Source organism: Fibrobacter sp. UWT2, from assembly GCF_900142545.1.
GTDB lineage: Bacteria > Fibrobacterota > Fibrobacteria > Fibrobacterales > Fibrobacteraceae > Fibrobacter.
Map to the genome: position 1 here is coordinate 239,378 of NZ_FRBF01000003.1, position 19,376 is coordinate 258,753.

Here is a 19,376-nt window from a genome sequence, read left to right on the forward strand (position 1 = left end):
GCCAGCCTATGGCTGCCGCAGCTCTTAACAAGGATTTGGAGGCGTAGCAAAAATGGAACCTTTGCAGGTTCCATTTTTAATCTCGTTATATGTTAATCGTTTATTTAACGATTAACATAGATTCATCCCACGCCTCGTGCTTTTCGAGGCCGAGGAGGTTGGCCGTCGTAGCAGCGATGTTGGAAAGACCCCAGTCGCCTTCCTTGAGGCCGAGCTTGCCGCCCGTTACGTTATCGTAAAGAATGCACGGCACCTTGTTGAGCGTGTGGCTCGTCTTGGCCTTGAAGGAACCGTCCTTGTTGACCTTCGGCATGCCGGTCTTCTTGTCGATTTCGTACATTTCGTCGGCGTTACCGTGGTCAGCCGTGATGATAGCAACACCACCGAGGGCGTCGATCACCGGGAGGAGTCGTGCGAGGCCGATGTCCACAGCTTCGATAGCCATCGTAGCAGCGCGGAAGGAACCAGTGTGGCCCACCATGTCACCGTTCGGGAAGTTGCAGCGGAGCGTCTGGTACTTGCCGCTCTTCAATGCTTCGATCATGGCGTCGGTGATTTCGGCAGCCTTCATCCACGGGCGCTGTTCGAACGGAACAACGTCAGATTCAATTTCGAGGTAGGTTTCGCCGTCGAACTTGCTGGAACGGTTACCATTCCAGAAGTAAGTCACGTGGCCGTACTTCTGCGTTTCGGAGCAAGCGAACTGCTTGACGCCCGTTTCAGCGAGCCATTCGCCGCTAGTTTCCTTGATGGCCGGAGGCGGAACGAGGAAGCGGTTCGGGAGCTTGAGGTCGCCGTCGTACTGGAGCATGCCAGCGTAGCAGACGTGCGGGAAGCGCTTGCGGTCAAATTCGCTGAAGGATTCTTCTTCGAAGGCGCGGGTGATTTCGATGGCGCGGTCGCCACGGAAGTTGAAGAACACCACGGAGTCGCCGTCGTTGATGGTGCCGACCGGCTGGCCGTCCTTGGCAATCACGAACGGCGGGAGATCCTGGTCGATAGCCTTGGTTTCGCCACGGAGAGTTTCGATAGCCTGGGTGGCGTTGTCGAAGTAGCGGCCTTCGCCGAGCACGTGGGTCTTCCAGCCGAGTTCCACCATCTTCCAGTTTGCGTTGTAACGGTCCATGGTGATCTGCATACGGCCACCGCCGCTAGCAATGCAAACGTCGAATTCCGGGCTGCGGAGTTCGTCGAGGAACTTTTCGAACGGGCCAACGTAATCGAGTGCGGATGTTTCCGGCACGTCACGACCGTCGAGGAGGATGTGCACGCGGACCTTCTTGAGGCCTTCCTTCTTGGCCTGGGCAACCATGGCTTTCAGGTGAGAAATGTTGGAGTGAACGTTACCGTCGCTGAAGAGACCGATGAAGTGGAGGACGGTGTTCTTTTCGCGGGCGTTGCCGGCGATTTCCTTCCAAGCGTCGCGGCCGAAGATGTCGCCGGAGACGATGGCGTCCTGCACGAGGGCTGCACCCTGATTGTACACCTGGCCAGCACCGATAGCATTGTGGCCCACTTCGGAGTTACCCATGTCTTCGTTGGTCGGCATACCCACGGCGCGGCCGTGAGCCTTCAGGAGCACGTTCGGGTACATCTTGAAGAGGTTGTCGAGAGTCGGGGTGCGGGCGGCCTTGATGGCGTTGCCTTCGACCTTATCGGTGATACCAAAACCATCCATCACGATGGTTACGACCGGTCCCTTGATGCCGGGGAAGTTGGAAAGTTTCTTGAGCATGTTTTACTCCATGTTTGAATTTACGCGGGTAAATTTAGTAAAAGGCGAGCGCAGCGACAAAACAACTAGTTGTTTTGGCATTGCCGAGCCGTACTAAATGCGCTCCGAAGGAGCGCCAAGATAGAAAAAAGGCTCCCCTTGGGGGAGCCTTTAAACTTGGTTTTGAACCAGATTACTGGACTCTGTAAAGTCTCACAGTGAGGTTGTAGTCGCCGTTGTTTCCTTCGACAGCATCAACGATGGCGAATGCATAGAAGCCCACGCCAGTGTCAGTGTTGTAGCCCGGAGCCAGAGCGACGTAAATCTGGTTGGAGTTTTCGATCATGGTGGCAAGGGAGTTGCCCGTACCGGTGCTCTTGAACTTGAAGTCGCTCACGTAGGCAGCGGCAGGAACGCGGTCAGCGTTCAGGTCTTCCGGCCACATATCCACTTCGTAGTCGTCGGTGTACGGCGGAAGGTCGCCGTTGTTGATCGGAGCGAGAGAAACGGTTGTGCTGGTGGCGGTGAGTTCCGCATTGCCGTTAACCTTAGCCTTGGCGAAGACGATGTCGCCAGCAGTGCCTGCAGTGCAGGCGGCGAGGTTCAGGGCCGGAGCGAGGTTCGTAGACAGGTCAACTTCGCAATAAGTCATCACGACTTCCTGCTTGACCGGTTCCGGTTCCGGCTCCGGTTCGTCAGACTTGCAGAAGTACGGATCGCGAGTGAACGGGATCAGCACGGTGCTTTCGAATTCCTTGTCGCCATTCTTTGCCTTGACGGTGACCATAAGGTTGTAGGTACCGCAAGCGGTAAAGCCTGCGTCCTTCATGTCGATGGACACGTCAGCAGAGGTCTTGGAGTTCAGGTTGATACCGGTGGTGGGGAAGATGTTCATGTTCGAATTGACGGTTACGCCAACAAGAGCATTTGCTGCATCAAGCACCTTGTAATCAATACCGGTGAATGCGATAAGGTCGTTATTTTCGTTTGTGGAGTCGACGGTAATGTCAAGACCGAAACGGCCGTGGAAACGCATAATGTCAGCAGATTCCGAAGCGTTGGTCAAAAGGCCTTCGCCGACAAGTTCGCTACTCAAGGTGATGTTGGCGTCCTGCTGGGTCGGAATGACAACCGGATCACCCGGCTTTTCCTGTCCGGGTTCGGTAGAAGACTTGCTATCGCTTCCGCATGCAATGAGTCCGAATGCGCCAAGGGCGAAAACGGAACCCACGAAAAGTTTCTTAAAATTCATGATCTTTCCTCATAAAAAGTTTTTCTGCCCTTGAAAATAAACAAAAAAGGCCGAAAATGCAAACAAAAAAGTGTAAATTTTGGCTAAAATGGGGCAAAAAACACGCTTTTTTGCGTAAAAAAGCGGATTTTCGTGATATTAATCTATTTCATGCTGCGAATGATGTCGCGAAGTCTGGCCGCTTCCTCGAAATCGAGGCGTGCGGCAGCCTCTTTCATCTGTTTTTCCAGGTCTTCCAGCTTGGATTGTGGGTCTGGATTCTTCGACTTCGCACGATGCGGAGCCTGCCCTGAGCTTGTCGAAGGACTCAGAATGACACTGTTGTCTCGTTTCGAGCCTCGTGTACCCTTCTTCTTCGTCTTGCTGCTCGGCTGCAGCGGTTCCATCGGGCGAATTCCGTTGCTGTCATCTTCGTAGTCGTCGTCGACAGAATCGTCGCCGATATCGCCTAACGGGTCGTTGATTCTCAGGTCGTCTTCCAACTTGCGGGTCACGGATTTTGGCGTGATGCCATGTTCTTTGTTGAACTCTTCCTGAACGGCTCTGCGGCGGGCGGTTTCGGTGATGGCCTTGTCGAGGCTGTCGGTCATGTTGTCGGCAAAAAGCAGTACGGTGCCGTTCACGTTACGGCTTGCGCGGCCCATCGTCTGGATGAGGCTGCGGTAGTTGCGCAGGAATCCTTCCTTGTCGGCATCGAGAATGGCTACCATGCTCACTTCGGGCAGGTCGAGGCCTTCACGTAGCAGGTTGATGCCGACGAGTACGTCGAATTCGCCGGTGCGGAGCCCGCGAATCAGTTCGTGGCGTTCGAGCGTCTTGATGTCACTGTGCAAGTAACGTGCACGGATGCCTGCTTCTACAAAGAAGTCGGTGAGGTCCTGCGCCATCTTCTTGGTGAGTGTCGTGACCAACACACGGTCGCCCTTCTTGACCACTTCTTCGATGCGGTACAGCAACACGTCCATCTGGCCCTTGATGGGGAACATCTCGATTTTCGGATCCAAAAGGCCGGTTGGCCTGTTAATTTGTTCGGTAACAACGCCGCCCGTTTTGGTCAGTTCGTAATCGCCGGGGGTGGCGCTCACGAAAAGCACTTGCTTCGGGTACATGTACTCGAATTCGGCAAAGTTCATCGGGCGGTTGTCGAGCGCGCAGGGCAGGCGGAACCCGTACTGCACCAGCGTGGTCTTGCGGCTTTTATCGCCTTCGGCCATGCCGCCTACCTGCGGAATGCTCACGTGGGATTCGTCGATCATCAAAAGCCAGTCATCGCCAAAGTAGTCGATGAGCGTAAAGGGGCGCGTACCCGGAGCGCGGTTTTCGATAATGCGCGAGTAGTTTTCAATGCCGCTGCATTGGCCCGTCTCGCGGATCATTTCCATGTCGTAGCGGGTGCGGCTGCTGAGTCGGGCCGATTCCAGAACCTTGCCTTCTTTGTCGAGTTCGGCGAGGCGTTCGGTGAGTTCCACTTGCATGCGCTGCAAAATGCCTGCGCGGCCTTCTTCCTTCGTCACAAAGTGCTTGGCCGGGGCAACTGTCATCTCGTCCAGTTCCTGAGTGACTTCGCCGGTGACAATGTTGAAGCGGCAGAGTCTGTCGACTTCGTCACCGAAAAGTTCAATGCGCAGCCCTTCTTCGTCGTAGCTGGGCTGGATTTCAATCACGTCGCCGTGGACGCGGAAAGTACCACGTTCCAAGCTGAAGTCGTTGCGGGTGTACTGAATGCGCACCAGATCGTGCAGAATCTTGTCGCGGTCGTAAACGTCGCCCTTCTTGATTCGCACCATCAAGTCAAAATATTCACTCGGGCTTCCCAAACCGTAGATGCAGCTGACAGAGGCAACGATGATGACGTCGCGGCGGGTCAGCAAATTCGCGGTGGCACGCAAGCGGAGCTTATCGATTTCATCGTTGATGCTAGCGTCTTTTTCGATGAATGTATCCGTGTGCGGAATGTACGCTTCGGGCTGGAAATAGTCGTAATAGCTGACGAAATATTCCACCGCATTGTGCGGGAAGAAAGCCTTGAATTCTTGGTAGAGCTGCGCCGCCAGCGTCTTGTTGTGCGTCAAGATTAGCGTGGGCTTACCCACGTTCTTGATGACGTTTGCCATCGTAAAAGTTTTGCCCGAACCGGTCACACCCAGGAGTGTTTGGAACTGGTCGCCGCTCTTGAATCCGTTCGTGATTTCTTCGATGGCTTTGGGCTGGTCGCCTGCAGCTCCGTAAGGGCTTTCCAGAATGAACTCCGCACGCGTCGGCGATTGGAATTGCTTGAGTTTTCCGGGCAGGCTCTGCTCGGGCGGTAGCGGTTTCGCTATCGGTTTCGCATACGGGTCCGGTGTAATGGTTTTGCGAGCGCGAGCCATAATTTGCCCTAGCTTCTAATCGTTATTCTGCTTCGATAGGCACGAAAGCGCTCTTGCTATCAAAGCCTTCAGGCAAATCCCAGTCGTCGTCCTTGGGCATGGCGGCAGCCTTCGGCTGGGCCGGTTGTGCAGACTGTGCGGGTACGGCCACGGCGGCAGGCTCCGAGGTAGAGCCTTCGGCAGGAGCACTCGGGGCGGCGCCGGCTACATTGGCAGAATCTGCGGGCGCGGCAGGTGCGGCGGCCGGCATGGGCAAGCTAATCATGATTCCGTGGGCGGCGATGTCTTCGGCGGCCGCGGCGTGTACCTGCGGCGGCGTGAATCCCGGAACTTCAATCCACGGGAGCGGGCGGCCTTGTTCGGCGCTACCGCCTGCGATAATGCTACCGGTCATCGGGTCAACGGTCAGCTGGCCGCGTTCGTTGGGAAGTACCAGCGGAACTTCGCCCGCGGCAAGCATCGAAATGTCGAGGAAGTCAATCTTTTCTGGCAGTCCCAAAATATCGATTTCTTTCTTCGCAAAGTCAGCCCACTGCGGAAGGCCGCCGCTTGCGCCAGCAATACGCGTGCGGCCCGATTTCAGCGGCTTGTTGTCGTCAAAGCCCACGTAGCTACCGATAGCAATCACGGAATCAGTAGAAATGCCGTTCTTCTCGTTCACGTAAGTCGGGAGCGCGCCGAGGAATGCCACGTTGCGGTAATCGTTGGTGGTTCCGGTCTTACCGAGGGCGGGGTAGCGCAGCGTAATGGCTTTATCCGGCGAGGTCACCGTAATGTGCGTGTACTGGCTGCGTGCTGTACCGTTGATGAACACGGAGTGCAACATCACGGCCATCTGCGAGGTAATCGTGTCGCCAAGAACCACCTTGCTTTCGCTCTTGTTTCTAAAGATCACCTTGCCGTCGCGGTTCTTGATTTCCTTGATGAAGCAAGGATCGGTCCAGTCCCCATCGAGGCACTTGAATACCTTGCCAGTTAAAAGCGTCTGGTAGGCTGTCGAAATTTCAGCCAGCGTAATGTCGTTCACGCCGAGCGGCATACTGAATACTTTCTGCAGCTTCTGGTGAATACCGATTTCTTTGGCAAAGCGTGCGTATTCGGCAAAGGACAAGGAACGTCTGTAATCGGGCCAGTAGCGCAGGTGTTCTGCATCCAGGTAATCGACTTCGCTATCCACCGGTTCGATCATGGTAGAAAGTCGCTTCATGTCGGCAAGCGTAAAGTTGTTGTACAGCACCACCGATTCGATAGGCGGAAGATCAACGGTCGGGTCGAGTTCCTGAGCCTGGCGTTCGCGCAAGATTTCGGAATAGCGCTTGTAGTTGTGCTTAATGAATCCGAGAGTCTTCGCATCTTTCTTGGACTGCTTCACGGCGATATCGTTAAAGGTTCCGTAGCGCAGGTTCAGCACGTCACGGGCTTTGTCGTCTTTACCTTCGAGCCTGTAGCGTTCGGCAAGGGCGTCGCGGGCCTTGGTGAATTCGATTTCGCGCTTGGTGTCTTCTTTCAGAATCAGACCGTACTTGTCGCGCAAGCGTTCAAAGAACTTCTTGGTGTCTTCGTCTTCGTGGCGAGCCATGTCGTTCACGGTGGCGATGTCGTTGAATTCTTCGAGCGACAGCTTGTCGAGCAAGTGTTCCAGAAGCCAGATACTTGCAATGTTTTCAGAACGCGTGGCAGACCAGGCGATGCTTACGACGTCACCCTTGTTCTTGTGGTCCGGGCGCGGGAAATAGAACTGGTTGGTGAACTGGAAAACGTTGAAGTCGTTTTCAAGCATGTCCAGGTAATTCCAATGGTACTTGAGGGCGAGCGCGTAAAGAATCGGCTTCCAGCTAGAACCCAGCTGTCGCACGGCCTTAAAGCTACGGTCGAATCCGGTGTTGTGGAAACCGCCCTGGCTTGCGATTACGTTGCCGTTCTGGATAGCGAACAGGGCGCCTTGCAGTACAGGTTCCGTTTCAATCTGGCAAGGGGCAAAGCCGTCTACAAGCTTATCGTCCATGATGCTCACCAAGAGGATTGCTCCCTTCTTGAGCTGCGGGGCCAAAATCTTGTTCACGTCGCCGCCGGCCTTTTTCGCGAAGTCCTTCACGGCGGCTTCAGAGACCAAGCCCTTGAGTTGGCCGAAGCTGAGCGTCAGAGCCTTAAGTCCGCCCTGGTCGTCGACCATGATGCTGTCTACAGTGCCGTATAGGTAGTCTCCCTTGCGCGCCGTCTGGGCGCGGTTAGCGAACTGTGCCTTCGGAAGAACAAAACCACCGAGCTGCATCTGGAGTCCGCTGATGTTTGCCTGCAAAGCGGTCTTTGCGGCGTTCTGGCTGCGGGCATCTACGGTCGTCGTAATCGAAAGCTGAGCCTTGCGCCAGTCTTCGATGCCTTCGGCTTCAAACTTTTTCTGGAAGAATTCGCCATCCAGCTTTTCTTCGATGCGGTCCAGCATGGTGCTCACGCTAAAGCGGAAGTTACCGTGGTTGAATTCCAGCGGCTTGGCGAGCGCTTCGCTCATATCTTCTTCGGAGATGTAGTTTTCTTCGACCATGCGGCCGAGTACATATTCCAAACGTTCCTTACCGCGGGCCAAGGCCTTCTCGCGGCGTTCGGCGCTGCGCTGAATGAACGGGTCGTAGTTGAACGGGCCCTTCACCGAACCTGCAATAAAGGCGCATTCGGCAAGCGTCAGGTCCTTGAGTTCCTTGTTAAAGAAGTACTGGGCGGCAATGGCCACGCCCTTTCCGGTACCCGAAACGTGGAACTGGTTCAGGTAGAATTCCAGGATGTCTTCTTTGCTAAAGTGCTTTTCCATGCGGAGCGCGTTAATGAGCTCCTTGCCCTTTTCCTTGATGCTTCGTTCTTCGCGGCCAAAAATGTTCTTGACGGTCTGCTGGGTCAGCGTAGAACCGCCCTGGCGCATGTGCCCGCTCTTGATGTTCGAAATCATGGCGCGGGTAAAGCCGTAAATGCTGAATCCGGAGTGTGTCCAGTAGCCGGCGTCTTCGGCTGCGATCAAGGCGTTCACGATATTGGTCGGAATGTCGCCGTAGGGCACGTACACGCGGTGGTTTGCGTCAAAGAAGGCGCCCAAAAGTTCTTCGCCGTCATTATAATAGACGCGAGTTTCGCCTGAAAGCACCTGCAGGATGGTGGAACGGTTGAACTGGTTGTCCGGATCCTGGGTCGGGAGGATCTTGAATACCACGATGTAGGCGGGAATACAGCAAATGAGTCCGACCAGCGCAAATGCGGCCGCGATTTTTAACACTTTGGATAAGAAACGCATGGTGAAAATTTAGAAAATTTGGTTTTTCGCTCCATGTAATGTAAAAAAAAGTGCCATTATGGGGCTAAATTTGCCATTTTTGCGTCTTTACCCTTGAAAAATTACCGAATTTTATCTAAAATTTGTGTCCCCAAGATGGGAAGATGGCCGAGCTGGCCGAAGGCGCGTCCCTGCTAAGGACGTATAGGACTTAATCCTATCGCGAGTTCGAATCTCGCTCTTCCCGCTGCAAAGACCCTCTGGAGCAATCCAGGGGGTCTTTTGCTTTTTATATTTTGGTCGTAAAGGAATCAAAAATGAACAACTTCCTGAAACTGTTTTTTTCTGGTGCGGTGCTGCTTTTGACGGCGTGCACGACGGATTCTGGTGAATCTAGTGTAGTTGATGATTTCGATGCAAGTGTTGTGTGCCCGGCTGAGGGGACAAACGCCTATGGCATGCCGAACCGAGGCACGTTTGTAGACGAGCGAGATGGTCAGGAATATAAGTACACGACTATCGGTGACCAAGTATGGATGGCCGAAAACCTGAATTACAATGCGGTGGGCAGTATTTGCCAGGGCAAGGATGAGTCAAAGTGTGAACTATACGGCAGATTGTATAGGTATACTTGGCAGGATCGGAATACAGGGCGTGATACCATAAATTGGGACTTTATTGATTCAGTGTGCCCGCCCGGTTGGCACTTGCCTAAATTGGCTGAATGGGAACTTTTGCAGTCGTATATGGGTGGAACGGATTCAATGGCTGTTGCATCAAGATTAAAGTCCGAAAATGGTTGGGAAAATAGCAACTGGGGAGCGGGAATAGATGCATGTGGCTTTTCTGTGTTACCTGCAGGATACTTTTCGTATGAAAGTTCAGTAGAGGGCAATTCTGCTTTTTTTCTTTCTGCTACAGCAGGATATGAAACTATGAATTATGTAGTTTCATTTGGAAAAATAATTGGCATTTTCCCTTATGGAGGCAGTTACACAATTCGTTGCATTAGAGATTGATATAGGGAAAAAATGGGAGTTTTTTTAATGCTGCTCGCCATAGTATCCGTTGTATTAAGGACTAAAAGCCCAATTTTCATGGATTTGCCCCTAAAAATCCGAAAAAAAGACCTCTTTAGGTCTTTTTTTACTTGATTTTTCTATTTTCAGAATGGATATTATAAGAAAAGATTTTTCAAGGAGCTTAAAAATGAAAGCATCAAGTTTTTTTGCTGGTCTTGCCTTGGGCGCTGTTGCTGCTATTGCCGCTTCTAAAAAACTCAAGGCCATGTGCGACGACGAAGATGATTCTTGCGACAACGATGCCGCTCTCAAGGATGCCGAAGACACCGTCCAGAGCCTCCGCAACTCTGCCGACAGCTTGCTGAACGATCTCAAGACCCAGACCGAAGCCAAGCAGACTTACGCTGCCCAGTGCGAAGATCTTAAGGACCAGCTTGCAAAGAAAGACGCCGAAATCAACAACCTGAAGAATGTCTGTGACAAGCAGGCCGGCGAAATCAGCAAGCTCGAAGCCGCTCAGGCAGGCTAATTAACCGCCAGATTTTGCAATTTATCCGATTTCCGGCTCGGGAATCGGAGTTTTTCTTATAATAAAGGTATATTTGACCCATGACAAAGTACCTTTTTGTTCTGACTAGTTCCCCGAAGGATTTTTTCTGTGAACAGACGCTGGTGGCGATTGCGTCGCTCCGTGTCCATAACCCGGGCGCCTTTGTGACGCTCTTGACCGACGACAAGACGGCGGCGACTCTCACTGGCCCGCGTGCGGTCCTTAAAGACGCGGTGGACGAACTCAAGGTACTCACCCTCGACGAAAAGTTTACGCCCATGCTCCGCTCCCGCTACCTCAAGACGGTCATGCGCAATGTGGTCGACGGCGATTTTCTGTACATGGATTCCGACATCGCCATCGTGGGTGACCTCTCGATTCCCGAAGAATGGAAAGGCGGCATCTATGCGGTGCTCGACTTCCACACGAATCTTTCGAAGGCGATTAACCGCAAGAAGGTTTTGAACAACGCGAAGATGATGGGCTTCTCGCCGATTCTGAACGACGAAATCTTTAACGGGGGAGTGATGTATGCAGCAGACACTCCCGAAGCCCGCAAATTTTTTGAGACTTGGCACGAACTCTGGCTCTATTGCGTGTCCAAGAATTTCCCCTACGACATGGCAAGCCTCGCCGAAACGAACTTCAAGTTCGGCTATGTGACGCAAAAGATGCCCGGCGGATGGAACTGCCAGCTGGCTTACGGTAACAGGTTCCTCCCGACGGCAAAGGTGCTGCACTTCTTCGGTTCGCGAATCATCGATACCCGAGGCCACAAGGTGCCTGCCAGCATGGACCTGTTCTTGCCCAAGATTTTACGCAAGGACTTCTACACGAACCTGAAGAACATTCCGGTAAAAGTCAACGCCGACAAGAGCATTACGATTAACGAGTACTACGATGACGTGATTGCTCACGCCAAGGAAGAATTTGAATTCCAGACCCGTAAGGTGGGGGCGGCGGGCGCCTACATTATTCGCAGCTACGCCTTTGCCAAATCGCTCGCCTGGATTTATAAGAAGATGCCGTTCCTCGTGTTCCCCTTGAGAGTGCTCGGAAAAATCCTCGGGAGGTAACGATGAACCTGCTTTTCAATCTGGTCGCAGTACAGCCGATTCATAGCGCCAAGTTCCATGGCGGCGGCTCTTACGGCGAAGTGATTTTCTGGGCGCTGGTCAAGCGCGGTGTGCAGTTTAGCTGCGCCTACGATAGCCGCAAGTACCTGGACCCGATGATTCTCGATGCCTGCAAGACGCAGAACATCCCGCTGTTCGACATTAACGAAAAAACGCCGCAGCAGATTATCGACGAAAATCAGATTGACACCTTTTACACCCCGCTTTATTCGCTCGAAAAAAAGTGGGACATTAACGTCAAGGATTTCGTGTTCACCTGGCATGGCGTACGTGCTCTCGAAATGCAGTACAGCTGGGCCGGTGTCGGTTTCGCCAAGAAGCTCGGGCAGAAGTTCGAAGCGTTGGTGCGTTACCGCGAAAGCTGGAAAAAACATTACTACAAGCCCAAGTACCAGGATTTGGCCAAGCGTATGGCCGAGGGCAAGGCCCGCACCATTACGGTAAGCGAACACAGCCGCGCTTCGATCAAGTCGTTCTTCCCGGAACTTCTGGATTTGGAAATCCCGGTATTCTACAGCCCCATGACGGCTTACGAACCTGAAGGATTCTTGCCGCCGGGAGTGGCTGCGAAAATGTATTTCTTGCTCACGAGCGGTGCCCGCTGGGAAAAGAATAACTTGCGTGCGGCTAAGGCTTTCGATGAACTGGTCGGCATGTATCAGTCGCAAGGCAAACCGTTTGATTTCAAGATGGTCATTACCGGGGCGGCAAACACCAGGGCGTATCTTCGTCACCTCAAGCATAAAGACCGATTTGTGCTGCTCGGCTATGTGGAAAATAGGGAACTGGAGTTCTTGCACCAGAACGCCTACGCATTTGTGTTCCCGAGCCTGAACGAAGGCTTTGGCTACCCGCCGGTGCAGTCCATGCGCTATGGCGTGCCTGTGGCCGCAAGCGGTACGACTTCCATTCCCGAAGTCTGCGGTGACGCGGTGCTGTACTTTGACCCATATTCCGTAAGCGAAATCAAGAACCGCCTGGTGCAGCTGCTCGATTCCAAAATTTACGACGAGTATGCGGCCCGCGCGCCTAAGCGTTATGTCGAGGTGAATACCCGCCAGACTGCCGATCTCGAAGAAGCGGTGAATTTCATTTTGAAGGTGTAATCGTGCGCTTTTTGAAAAATCCTTACCTTGCGATGGCGCTTGTGGCCCTGGTGGTACAGAGCGTACTGTTGATTTTCTTCTATAGCTTGCCCGATCCCTTGGGTCTTTCGATGTCTGAAATGTTCGAAGGCAAGACGCTTTGGCAGATTTTCATGGCTTTCGGTGCGGTGCTTGCGATGGCAGGCCTCTTCGGCTTTGCTCGCGCTCCGCGCGGTCTTGCAATTTTTTATGGGCTTTACTTTTTTGCTGCGGTAGCGGACTACGACGTTTTCCGCTTTTCGCACCAGCGCCTTTCTTATTCGTTTCTGCGTACTTACTTCCATATTTCAAATATTACCGATGCCACCACTGTTTCGACACTCGGTGGCGACTTGCTCGGGACGGTGCTTTGGGTAACGATGGTTGTCCTCTGCCTTGCGGGCGCAATTGCATTTGTAACCGTCTACTCGCTCCGGCTTCGTAAACAGCGCCGTTCGCTCGTGCTGAGCAATCAGGGAGGCGCCTGGAAGCCCGCTTCCCGTAAAATTCCGGGAGCGATGTTCGCCATTGGCATGGCTCTCTCGCTCGTGCCGCTCGTGCTGTTCCTTACGGGCACTCGCGGCTGGATTGAAATTCCCGTGACGCACACGAAAGTCGATATGCGCTTTACGCTTGGCAAGCACACGCTGACGGCGCCTATCTTGCACATTGCGGCGGTTGAAACTTTTGAATTCATTCACGACAACGCTAAAATCACCGAAGAATTGGTGAGTGATTTGGATGCCTTCTTGCCGAAGGATTTTGCGGCAGGCCGCAAGAATTCTCTTGAACTTCCGATGTACCGGAACGCTCCCACGCACGAGTACAAGGCGAAAAAGCCTTACAACATCGTGTTCATTATGGGCGAGTCGTTCAAGGGCCGTATCTTTAACAAGATGCTTGAAGGCGATACGACCGTGGCGCCGAACATCTGGAATTTTGCCCACATTGGCGGTTACTGGTTCAAGAATGCCTTTAGCGGCGGATATCCGACGGTGCGTGGCACGATGGCTACTTATATGGGATTCCCCTCGCACCCGAACCGCGATGTGCCAAGTTTCTATGCCGCGAATAAGTTCAAGGGTTGGCCTGAATTTTTGACAAACTATCGCCGTGCGTACGTAACGGTTTCGAATCCGATTTTTGACCATACGCTGCCTTTTATTGAAAAGTTCTTCGATAAGGATTGGCACTTGATTGGTGATGAAACGGTGGAGGGAACGGCCGACAGCTTGGGCGTTGACCTCGCCATTGATGTGCTGGGAAAAATGCCGACGGATAAACCTTGGCAGCTTTCGTTCAATACGATTTCTTCGCACATTCCGTTCTATGGCTATCCGGATGATTTTGCCGAAAAGCCTGAAGATGCCATGGTGCGCTATCGCAACGCCATTCGCTATACCGACAAGCAGCTTGGCCGATTCTTCGAAACACTTTCCAAGCGTCCTGATTTTGAAAGCACGGTGGTCTTTGTCTTGGGCGACCACGATACTCCTGTAGATTCTATTGACTATTGGGTTCCTCAGCCGCTTGGACTTTCGGCGTCGCAGATTTTCATCGGAATCTTCTCGGCCGATACGAACTTGTTTAACGGACTTACCGTGCGCGAAGATGTTGCCTCGCAGCTGGATTTGGGCCCGACAATTTTCGACCTCGCCGGCGTTCGTGAATCTAGCCATTTCTGGGGTTACGACTTGCTCGCACAGGAACGCCCCGCAGAACAGCCGACGGTGTTCTTCTCGCAAAATGCGTACTACTTGGGCTTCCGCGACCATGTGCTTGCTGGCGGCCTCGAAAACGAAGATGTTTACCGCGCCGGTGTCGGTGGCGAAAGTCCCTATGCGATTACGACGGACGCAAATGACCTCGCTTGGAAAAAGAAGGCGGTGGGTGCCGCCAAGGCCGTGCGCTCCGTACTCCGTAATGACATTATGATGCCGTAGCGCCCTGACCCCTTTTTTCTATATTGCAAGTGATTATGGGTAATCTGGAAACAGACAGTAAGTTCTTAAAGAAGGCGATGATCGTAAATATCGTGGGGACAATCCTCAAGGTTTGCGGTCCGCTTCTGACTTTTGTGATGGCGCGTATTTTTGGCGCCGCTGAATTTGGCATCTTTGTCTCTGCACAGACGCTCCTTTTGACGATTGCACACTCGGCGACACTCGGCCTCGATAAGGGCCTGTATTGGTATCTGCCGCAAAATGGCTTGCATGGCCGTCCCCGTTACGATGGCATTATGGAATCCTTCTGGATTTCGGCGGCTATTGCAATTCTTTGCACCGCGGTGATTTTTGTGGGCTCGTTTACGCCCTACATTTCCAAGGAACTTCCGTGGTATGCGTTGTCGCTGTTGTTCTATGTGGGCACTTATGTCTTTAGCACCGCTTCCGAAGGCAATCGCCGCCCGCAAAATGCGGTGTTCGTCAATTCCTTCTTGACGGTGACCCTTGCTCCGGCCACTTCGATTGCGCTCCACTTTATGGGTATCCCGCATGCGCTTCCGCTGGGTCTCTTGGTGGGCCAGGTGGTGGGTTTCTGCGTACATTTCGTTCTGGTCCGCAAGCAGTTCCCCGAAATGCCCTTGCGCCCTCACAAAACGGTTTCCGGTGCCCTTTTGCGTTATTCGCTCCCGCTGGGCATCGATGAATTCGTATCCTCGTTCTTGATTCGTTCTAGCCTCTGGATGGTCATGCTGTTCCTGGGCCCCGAAAAAGCGGGCGCCTACGGTATCATGGTCACGATTTCGAATGCGCTGCAGACTATTCGCGTGGGCTTCACTTCGATTTTGACTCCGGTGGTGGCCGGTATGGACAAAGGCCGCCTCAAGACGGATCTCAAACCGGTATACAGCTATTGCGTTTTCATGGTCACCTTTATTCAGCTCATGATCGGTTTCTTTATCGTGCTGTTCCCGGATTTGATTTTGGGCATTGCGGGTAAGGACTTTATCGTGCAGCCGGAAACCTTGGGCATCCTGTTGCTGGTCCACTTGGTGGCCGGTTTTGGCGGCATGTCTTTGGTGGTGCTGAACGGAATGGGCAAGAGCCTTTATTCGCTCATTATGGATATTATCTCGCTGGGCGTGGCCCTTGTTTCGGGTTATTTGTTAATCCCGGCATTCGGCCTAGTGGGAGCGGCACTTTCGATGCTTTGCTACAACGTGGTGGCAATCATTTGCAATAACGTTTATCTTTTCAAGATGGGGCTGCAACCCTATTCCTTGCGCCTCTTGTCTCAGGCGCTTTGGATTCTTTTCTTAGTCGGTTTCTATATCGCTATCAATATGCAGTTGTTCACGCTGTCCTTGGCTGAAAAGGTGATTGCTTATGTGGTGATTCTTGCTGCCCTTGGCGCTTATGGCTTGGTGGCAAAGAAGAAAATGGACAAAGACAGGAATGCTGTTTCGGCGGGGGCTTCAAAATGAGAAAGATTGAACAGAATGAATGTCGCGAAATCCAGATGTCGATTCTGGATGAAATCCAGCGCATTTGCAAAGAGAACAATCTGAATTATAGTCTGGCCTATGGTACGCTCTTGGGAGCTATACGCCATAAGGGGTATATTCCGTGGGATGACGATATCGACATCTTCCTTTTCCGCGAAGATTACGACAAGTTGATGGCTCTCCTCAAGGACCCGAATGTCAAGAAACAGGAATGGTTCTCCCTTCTGGACGACTCCGTCAAGGATTACTATTACCCCTTCGCCAAGGCTTATGATAACCGCACTCATGTGAAGATGGATAGGCACAAGGGTGAAATGGGAATTTGGGTTGATATTTTCCCGTTGGACAGTCTGCCCCAAACCCGTTTCCTTGAAAAGCCTTTCGTTCTCTACTGCAGTTTCTTGCGCGTGATTTGCTTGGCCCTCAGCACCGATTTTAAGGCCAAGACGCTTGATACATGGACTCGTCTGTACAAGAGATTCTTCTATGTACTTGTATCCATGATGGGCAAGAAACGTTATTGCCGCTTTGTGCAATGGGTGTTCCGTCTGTTTGCTGCAAAAAAGTCCAATCGTGTGGCGTCCCTCTTTTTCGATACCAAGGCCGACTGCATTTGGGATCGAGACCGCTTGACAGAATTTGCCTACTACAAGTTTGAAAACCGTGAGTACATGGGTGTGAAGGATTACGATTATTATTTGTCGGAATGCTATCACGATTACATGCAACTCCCGCCCGAAGAAAAACGTTATACCCATGCGCTTGATGTGTGGTGGAAAGAATAACCCTCTTTATAGTTGATATTATGGCTGCTAAAAAATCGATTCCTGAAAGATTCTCTAATTGGTACATCCCCCTCATTTGTAAGCACCAGTACAAGGCCCTTGCCTTTTACCTGATTCTTGCGGTGCTTTTTGCCATTCCCATTTTGTTTAAGCCGGGCCTTAAACTGGATGCGGACCTTTCGCATTTGCTGCCTCAAGATACGCCGAGTGTGAAGGCTCTCGAAGAATCTTACTTGCGCTTCGGTTCTACCGACAAGTTCATGATCGCTATCCAGAGCGAAGACGTAAACCTGGTCGTTGCCTTGCAGGATTCCATCGCGGACTACATTCACCGCAATTGGGAAGGCGACTATGTTTCGACTCAAGTCGATAACGACAACCAGTTCTTCAAGGACAATGCGCTGCTTTACTTGCCGGTAAAGCATCTTGAAAATATCCGTGACAACCTGGAAGATTTGCAGCTTGAAATTGGTCGTAAGAACGGCCCACTGGTCGTTGACTTGCTGGGTGCCGCTGATTCTGCTGCGGTCGCTGATTCCACGAATGCTTCTGCAGATGCTGCCCCTGCGAAAAAGGAACGCGTGTGGTTCGACGAAAACCTGCCGCAAGAATTGGGACTCCCTGACGAAGCAGTGAGTGCCTTTGCCGCATTCTTCAAGAAGGACAAGGCCGATTCCGTTGACATCGCCAAGGCTCAAAACGAAGAAGAGGAATGGAATCCGAAGTCTACGATTCCGTCAGAACTTAAGAATCGCCTAATCGGTTCTCCGCGTCCGGATAGCACCGGAAAGATTCTCTATAACGGCGTGGTGAACGCCAAGCTGATTAAGCCCTCGACGGACTATGAATTCGTGACGCACATTTTGGCACGCACCGATTCCTTGCTCGCTTATTTCAGCAGCAAGACTTATCCGGTGCCGACCCGCTTTACGGTGGAAGGCACCTACGAAGGCCTTAAGGAAGTCGATGAAGTTGCGAACGATTCCATCTTCTCGTTTGCAATCAGCCTCGTGCTGATTATCTTCCTCACGATTTTCTTCTTCCGGAGCGTGAAGGGCCCGATTTTGGTGACGGCCTCGGTGCTTTATGCGTGCCTCCCGACGCTTGCTTTTACGGCTTTGTTCTACGGCAAGTTGAACCCGTTTACGGTGTTCGTGGCATCGATTATTCTCGGTATCGGTATTGACTATTCGATTCATATTCTGGGTACTTCGCAGAAGTTGCTGCACAAGTACGCGACCCTCGAGGAAGTGCTGGAACATGCCCAGAGGAAGATGCTCAAGCCGTTTATCTTGGCAAGCTTTACGACAATCGCTGCGTTCCTTACGTTGCTCGCGGCGCACTTCCGTGGATTCTATGAATTCGGCGTGGTGGCTTCGATGGGTGTGCTGTTCAGTATGCTTACCTCGGTGCTGTTCCTCCCGGTGCTGGTAAAGTGCATGGGCGGTATCCCGAAGGCTCCGGACAATTCCTTGTTGCCCAAGTCCTGGGATGAGGCTAAGATCCTGCGCATCTTCAAGTATCTCGCTTTTGCTGGCTTTGCCCTCGGTGCCGTTTCGCTCTGGTTTGCACAGGATGTGGACTTTGAACATAACCTGCGTAATTTGCGCCGCGTTTCCACCAACGTGACCACCTCGAAGAACAAGATTTCGACCAAGGTGACTCGCGCAACGGGCAAGGCCGTGACCTCGACTCCGGCTGCCGTGATGGGCTCCAAGCCCGAACAGCTTGACAAACTTTATGATACTCTGATGGTGCGCCTGCATGTGGAACACGATTCGACTCTCGGAAGTTTCCTCACGCTCAAGAGCTTTGTGCCGCCTATGGATTCGCAGAAGGCCCGTCTCGAAATCATCGAAGAAATTCGCGACCTCGCCGAAGCCCGCGTGTTTGACCGCGCCGAAGGTGAAGACTCCGTGAATATTGCGAACCTGCGCAAACTCTCTGCGGTTGAAGAACCCTTCACTCCCGAAGATGTTCCGAGCTGGACGCTGGACTTGCTCCGCGAAAAAGACGGCAGCTACGGTAAGATTGGCTTTATCTACGGCGACTTCCCAAGCTGGGATGCTCACGCCTTGCATCGTTTCCAGGAACGTTATGGCCACTGGAATTTTGACGGTGAAGACCTTCGCACGTTCTCGTCGCAGTTTATTCTCTCTGACGTGATTGATTCGGTGAAGAAGGATAGCTTCAGGCTCGCGCTCGTGATCATCCTCGTGATTTTCGGTACGCTGGTGATTTCGTTCCGCAAGCCGAAATTCTTCCTGGTGGGTTGCGTTTCCTTTGGCATGGGCACGCTCCTTACGCTCGGTCTTCTCGGATTCCTGACGGATATGTTTGAATTCGGCAAGATCAGCATCTACAACGTGATTGTGATTCCGATGGCACTCGGTATCGGCATCGATGCCACCATCCACATGATTACCTCGTGGACCTCTGACAATAATAAGGAAATGAATCTGCGTCAGCTGATGGATACCACAGGCCGTAACGTGATGGCAAGTTCTACTACGACCATCGCGGGCTTTGTCGGATTCCTGTTCACGACTCACCGCGGCCTGAAGGGCATCGGCGACCTCGCTTGCATCAGCATCGCGATGTTCCTCATCACGAGCGTTATCTTCTGCATGTATTTGTGCGGCACCTGGCTCAAGAAAAAGTAGTCAAAGCCATAAGCTTCGTCTAGCTGCGTTCTCGACCCTCTCGCCGTATTATTT

The 19,376-nt window shown here is 52.5% G+C and carries 12 protein-coding genes and 1 tRNA gene; 9 read left to right on the forward strand and 4 right to left on the reverse strand.

From position 1 onward, the window contains the following. Positions 1 to 100: 100 nt before the first annotated feature. The 4 genes from gpmI to BUA40_RS03295 all read right to left on the reverse strand — a co-directional run bounded on the left by gpmI (position 101) and on the right by BUA40_RS03295 (position 8,615). Complete coding sequence (gene gpmI, locus BUA40_RS03280) at positions 101 to 1,735, reverse strand: 2,3-bisphosphoglycerate-independent phosphoglycerate mutase (protein WP_072798288.1); 1,635 nt, start codon at positions 1,733 to 1,735, stop codon at positions 101 to 103. Between the two features lie 172 nt (positions 1,736 to 1,907). Beyond that, positions 1,908 to 2,966: a hypothetical protein gene (locus tag BUA40_RS03285; RefSeq protein ID WP_072798290.1), complete on the reverse strand. Its 1,059-nt coding sequence runs from the start codon at positions 2,964 to 2,966 to the stop codon at positions 1,908 to 1,910. 143 nt (positions 2,967 to 3,109) lie between these two features. Then, entirely contained in the window at positions 3,110 to 5,335 is a 2,226-nt protein-coding gene (gene uvrB, locus BUA40_RS03290) for an excinuclease ABC subunit UvrB (protein WP_072798292.1), read from the reverse strand. Positions 5,336 to 5,357: 22 nt separating this feature from the next. After that, positions 5,358 to 8,615: a transglycosylase domain-containing protein gene (locus BUA40_RS03295; RefSeq protein WP_072798293.1), complete on the reverse strand. Its 3,258-nt coding sequence runs from the start codon at positions 8,613 to 8,615 to the stop codon at positions 5,358 to 5,360. 137 nt (positions 8,616 to 8,752) lie between these two features. Here BUA40_RS03295 and BUA40_RS03300 point away from each other — a divergent pair. From BUA40_RS03300 to BUA40_RS03340, 9 genes are all read left to right on the forward strand, one after another. Continuing rightward, positions 8,753 to 8,841: transfer RNA gene (locus BUA40_RS03300), tRNA-Ser, on the forward strand. A gap of 70 nt (positions 8,842 to 8,911) precedes the next feature. Beyond that, the gene (locus tag BUA40_RS03305) at positions 8,912 to 9,613 is read left to right on the forward strand and encodes an FISUMP domain-containing protein (RefSeq protein WP_072798294.1); all 702 of its coding nucleotides are present in this window, start codon (positions 8,912 to 8,914) and stop codon (positions 9,611 to 9,613) included. A gap of 190 nt (positions 9,614 to 9,803) precedes the next feature. Next, positions 9,804 to 10,145, forward strand: a complete 342-nt coding sequence (locus tag BUA40_RS03310) for a hypothetical protein (protein ID WP_072798295.1) — start codon at positions 9,804 to 9,806, stop codon at positions 10,143 to 10,145. A gap of 80 nt (positions 10,146 to 10,225) precedes the next feature. Further along, the gene (locus BUA40_RS03315) at positions 10,226 to 11,242 is read left to right on the forward strand and encodes a glycosyltransferase family protein (RefSeq protein WP_072798296.1); all 1,017 of its coding nucleotides are present in this window, start codon (positions 10,226 to 10,228) and stop codon (positions 11,240 to 11,242) included. Between the two features lie 2 nt (positions 11,243 to 11,244). Next, positions 11,245 to 12,408 (forward strand): glycosyltransferase, encoded by a 1,164-nt coding sequence (locus tag BUA40_RS03320; RefSeq protein WP_072798297.1) that lies wholly within the window; start codon positions 11,245 to 11,247, stop codon positions 12,406 to 12,408. Positions 12,409 to 12,410: 2 nt separating this feature from the next. Further along, positions 12,411 to 14,369: an LTA synthase family protein gene (locus BUA40_RS03325; protein ID WP_255369186.1), complete on the forward strand. Its 1,959-nt coding sequence runs from the start codon at positions 12,411 to 12,413 to the stop codon at positions 14,367 to 14,369. A gap of 35 nt (positions 14,370 to 14,404) precedes the next feature. Further along, a complete protein-coding gene (locus BUA40_RS03330) occupies positions 14,405 to 15,853 on the forward strand; it encodes an oligosaccharide flippase family protein (protein ID WP_072798298.1) in 1,449 nt (482 codons plus the stop codon). Then, the gene (locus BUA40_RS03335; protein ID WP_072798299.1) at positions 15,850 to 16,659 is read left to right on the forward strand and encodes a LicD family protein; all 810 of its coding nucleotides are present in this window, start codon (positions 15,850 to 15,852) and stop codon (positions 16,657 to 16,659) included. The genes BUA40_RS03330 and BUA40_RS03335 overlap by 4 nt, the downstream gene beginning before the upstream one ends. Before the next feature lie 20 nt (positions 16,660 to 16,679). Then, complete coding sequence (locus BUA40_RS03340) at positions 16,680 to 19,322, forward strand: efflux RND transporter permease subunit (protein WP_072798300.1); 2,643 nt, start codon at positions 16,680 to 16,682, stop codon at positions 19,320 to 19,322. Positions 19,323 to 19,376: the final 54 nt, after the last annotated feature.